We start from the raw sequence: 4,676 nt of genomic DNA, 5'->3' as shown, positions 1-4,676 counted from the left end.
CCAGGTTTGACGCGGGCATGCCGAACACGACCCAGAGCAGCATGCCGGGCAGCACCGCGAGGGGCCCGATCAGCTTGGAGACCTGGGCACCGTCGCACGCGGCAAGACGATCGACCGCATCCTGCTCGCGTACGACAATCCGCAGGCCACTGGGGAGACCCGGTTCCAGGGTTGGCTCGACGACATCGAGCTGACGGCCACGCCGGCGTCGATCGACGGCTCGAAGCTCACCAACTACGTCGACACCCGGCGGGGCACCAACTCGACGGGCGGCTTCTCGCGCGGCAACAACCTGCCGATCACCGCCGTACCGAACGGGTTCAACTTCTTCACCCCGGTGACCGACGCGACCTCCGACTCGTGGGAGTACGAGTACCACAGGAAGAACAACGAGGCCAACCTGCCCATGCTCCAGGGCCTCGCGATCTCCCACGAGCCCAGCCCCTGGATGGGTGACCGCAACCAGATGTCGGTCATGCCGGTCGTCGGTGGCGGGTCGCTCACCGGTCAGCCGGCCAGTCGTGCGCTCGCCTTCAGCCACGACGACGAGACGGCACAGCCGGACCTCTACCGGGTCACGCTCCAGAACGGCCTGATCGCGGAGATGTCGCCCACCGACCACGCCGGGATCATGCGGTTCACCTTCCCCACCGGGCAGCCGACCGGAAGCCTCGTCTTCCACAACGGCACGTTCACCATCGGCACGGACGGCACGTTCACCGGTTGGGTCGACAACGGCAGCGGCCTGTCGGCCGGTCGGAGCCGGATGTTCGTCTCCGGCACCTTCGACCGGGCGCCGACGGCGTCCGCCGCGACCTCGGCCACCTTCGACATCTCCGGGTCGCGGGAGGTGACGATGCGCCTCGCCACGTCGTTCCTCTCCGTCGACCAGGCCCGCCGCAACCTCGACCTTGAGGTCACCGGCAAGAGCTTCGACCAGATCCACGCCGCCGCGACGGCCGCCTGGAAGGACCGGCTCGGCCGGGTCGAGGTGCGGGGCGCCACCGAGGCGCAGCTCGTCACCATGTACTCGAACCTGTACCGGCTGAACCTCTACCCGAACTCGCAGTCGGAGAACACCGGCACCGCCGCCGCGCCGCGCTGGCAGTACGCGAGCCCGGTCTCGGCGCCGACCGGCGCGTCGACCCCCACCCGGACCGGCGCGAAGATCGTCGACGGGCAGATCTACGTCAACAACGGCTTCTGGGACACCTACCGCACCGTGTGGCCCGCCTACGCGCTGCTGTACCCGGACGTCGCCGCCAGGATCTCCGACGGGTTCGTGCAGCACTACCGCGACGGCGGCTGGATCGCCCGCTGGTCGTCCCCCGGCTACGCCGACCTGATGACCGGCACCAGCGCGAACGTGGCACTGGCCCAGGCGTACCTCACCGGGGTCAAGCTGCCCGACCCGCTCGCGGCGTACGACGCGGCCGTCAAGGACGCGACCGTCGCGTCCGGGCGCAGCGCGGTCGGACGCAAGGGCATCGAGAGCTCCCTGTTCCTCGGCTACACGCCGACGTCCACAGGGGAGTCGGTGTCCTGGGCGCTGGAGGGCTACATCAACGACTTCGGCATCGGCAACATGGCCGCGGCGCTCGCCAAGGACCCGGCCACGCCGAAGTCGGAACGTGCCCGGCTTACGGAGGAGTCGCGGTACTTCCTGGAGCGGGCCCGCAACTACGTCCACCTCTTCGACCCGAAGACGAAGCTCTTCCAGGGCCGCGACGCCGCCGGCAACTTCCTCGCCGGTGACCCGTTGGACTGGGGTGGTGTCTACACCGAGACCAACGGGTGGAACTTCGCGTTCACCGCCCAGCAGGACGGCCAGGGCCTGATCAACCTGTACGGCGGGCAGAAGGCGCTGCGGGACAAGCTCGACGCGTTCTTCACGACTCCGGAGAACGCCGACCGCCCCGGTGGGTACGGCGGCGTCATCCACGAGATGCTCGAAGCGCGCGCGGTGCGGATGGGTCAGCTCGGCATGAGCAACCAGCCGTCGCACCACATCCCGTACATGTACAACGTCGCCGGCGCACCCGCCAGGACCCAGGAGACGGTGCGGGAGATCCTGCGGCGTCTCTACGTCGGCAGTGAGATCGGCCAGGGCTACCTGGGCGACGAGGACAACGGCGAGATGTCGTCGTGGTACATCCTCAGCTCGCTGGGCATCTACCCGTTGCAGGCCGGGTCGTCCGAGTGGGCGATCGGCTCGCCGCAGTTCACCAGGATGACCGTGCGCCGCAGCAGCGGCGACATCGTCGTCAACGCGCCGAACAACAGCGCGGCGAACCTCTACGTGCAGGGCGTCTCGGTCAACGGCAGGAAGCAGCGCGGCCTGTCACTGGATGTCGCGACGCTCGCCAAGGGCGGCACCATCGACTTCCAGATGGGATCCAAGCCGTCGTCGTGGGGCAGTGGCAAGAACGACGCCCCGCCGTCGCTCACCAAGGGTGACGAGGCGCCCAAGCCGTTGCAGGACGTCACCGGCCCCGGTCTCGGCACCGCGACCGCGACCGGCGGTCAGGACGCGTCGAAGCTGTTCGACGACTCGTCGACCACGCAGCTGACCTTCGCCTCGGCGACCCCGCAGATCACCTGGGCCTTCCGTGGTGGCAAGCAGAAGCCGAAGTACTACACGGTCACGTCCGGAGCCGCTGCCGGCGACCCGGCGGACTGGCGTCTGCAGGGCTCCGACGACGGCCTCACCTGGACCACAGTGGACTCTCGAAACGGTCAGGTGTTCCCGTGGCGCAACCAGACCCGCCCGTACTCGATCGACAAGCCGGGACGGTTCGCGCAGTTCCGCCTCGCCGTCACGAAGACCGTCGGCGCCGCGCAGACCACCCTCGCCGAGGTCGAGCTGCTCGCCGGCGGTGACCTCGACCTCGGGGGCGGCGACATCACCGTCACCGCGGCGGACGGCGTGCACGCGACCACCGGCGTACCCGTCTCGGTGCCGCTGGCCACCGTCACCGGCGGCGACGCTGGCGGCTACCAGGCCACCATCGACTGGGGTGACGGCACGCCGGCCACCGAGGGCACCGTGACGTTGAGCTCGCGGGCCGTCTACCGCATCGGTGGGTCGCACACCTACACCACGCCCGGCTACCACCAGGCGAACGCCACGGTGACCGACGGCGAGACCCAGAGCTCCACGACGGTCGGCGTCGAGGTGGCGTACGCCCCGGCCTCCGGTCTCACCGCCGCCTTCGACAGCGTCTGCGTCGGCGACGAAGGGGCCCTTGCCGCGGACTGTGACGCCAAGTCCTGGGCGTACTCCCGGGCCGCCCTGGCGGCCGGTGGTGCCACCCAGGGCCAGGCCCAGCAGGTTCCCGGAACCGCGCTGCGGTTCACCCTGCCGGTGATCCCGGCCGGGCAGCCGGACAACGCCACCGGCAACGGGGCGAGCGTCGTCCTCGACCTTCCGGAGGACGCGAAGAGCATCTCGTTCATCGGCGCCGGAACGCAGGGCAACCAGAGCACCACCGGCACGGCGACGTTCAGCGACGGCAGCACGGCCAGCATCCCGATCCAGTTGAGCGACTGGACGCTGGGCGGCAACGCCAACGGCACCCCGTCCTACGGCAACATCATCGTCACCCGGACGGCGTACCGGTTGCAGGGCACGAGCCGCGACGGCGCCCAGCCGTTCCTCTTCGCCACCGCGCCGTACCAGATTCCGGCGGGCAAGACGCTGGTGTCGGTGACCCTGCCGACGCAGACCGGTGACCCTCGCTCGGCGGGTCGGATCCACGTGTTCGCCGTGGCCAACGACGGCACGCCCACCCCGGCGCTGACGACCGCCGCCCCGAAGAGCCAGACGGCCACCGCCGGCCAGGCCCTCGCGGCGAACCTCGGTGCGGTGACCGGCGGCGTTCCCGGTACGACGGGCTACCGCGCCCGCGTCCAGTGGGGTGACGGCACGGTTCCGGTCGATGTGACGATCGGCGCGTCGGGTGCGATGAGCGGCCAGCACACCTACGCACGGGAGGGCACCTACACGGTGCGCGTCACCGCGTGGGACACGCTGTCGAGCAGCACCGAATCCTTCACCGTGACCGTGGCTCGGGGCGGATCGCAGCCGGCGATCACGCTGTCCGCGTCCGGCGCCGTCACCACCGGCGGCGCGATCACCGTCACCGGCAGCGGGTTCGCCGCCGGCGAGCAGGTGACCGTCAACGTCGGCACCGACCCGGGCCGGGCCATGAAGGTCGCGGCCTCCGCGACGGGAACGGTCCGCGCCTCGGTGCCGACCTCCGGTGACGCGCAACCCGGCCGGTACGCCGTCACCGCGACGGGCGCGTCCTCGCGTACGCCGGCCACGGCCACCGTCCAGGTGACCGGGGAGCCACAGGCGCGGACCTACCAGCCGCGGGTTTCGCTGTTGACCACCTCGGGCCCGCGCGGCACGTCGATCATGGTCGACGGTTCCGGGTTCGCGCCGAACGAGGTGGTCACGATCGCCTTCGGGACCGGACTGGCGGTCAGCACCGTGCGCGCGAACGGTGACGGCGTCATCTCCGGCGCGACGGTCAGCGTTCCGGGCGCGGCGAAGGCGGGCGCGACCAGCGTCACGCTCAACGGCGCCACGTCGGCCACCACGGTGGCCCGACCGTTCACCGTCACCGGTTAGCACCGAGCCGGGGACAACGCAGCGTGGGGCGGGCCGTGGT

1 protein-coding gene is annotated in these 4,676 nt (G+C 70.6%); it reads left to right on the top strand.

The annotated features are described in order from the left end of the window. The first annotated feature begins 82 nt into the window (after nt 1-82). Nucleotides 83-4,636, top strand: coding sequence for a GH92 family glycosyl hydrolase (locus ABZ749_RS29720; RefSeq protein WP_357233596.1), 4,554 nt, complete (start codon nt 83-85; stop codon nt 4,634-4,636). Nucleotides 4,637-4,676 lie beyond the last annotated feature (40 nt).

It is taken from the genome of Micromonospora sp. NPDC047753 (assembly GCF_040642735.1).
Taxonomy (GTDB): Bacteria; Actinomycetota; Actinomycetes; order Mycobacteriales; family Micromonosporaceae; genus Micromonospora.
The sequence above is the reverse complement of the archived record's forward strand: the minus strand, read 5'-3'. Positions and strand labels throughout refer to the sequence as shown.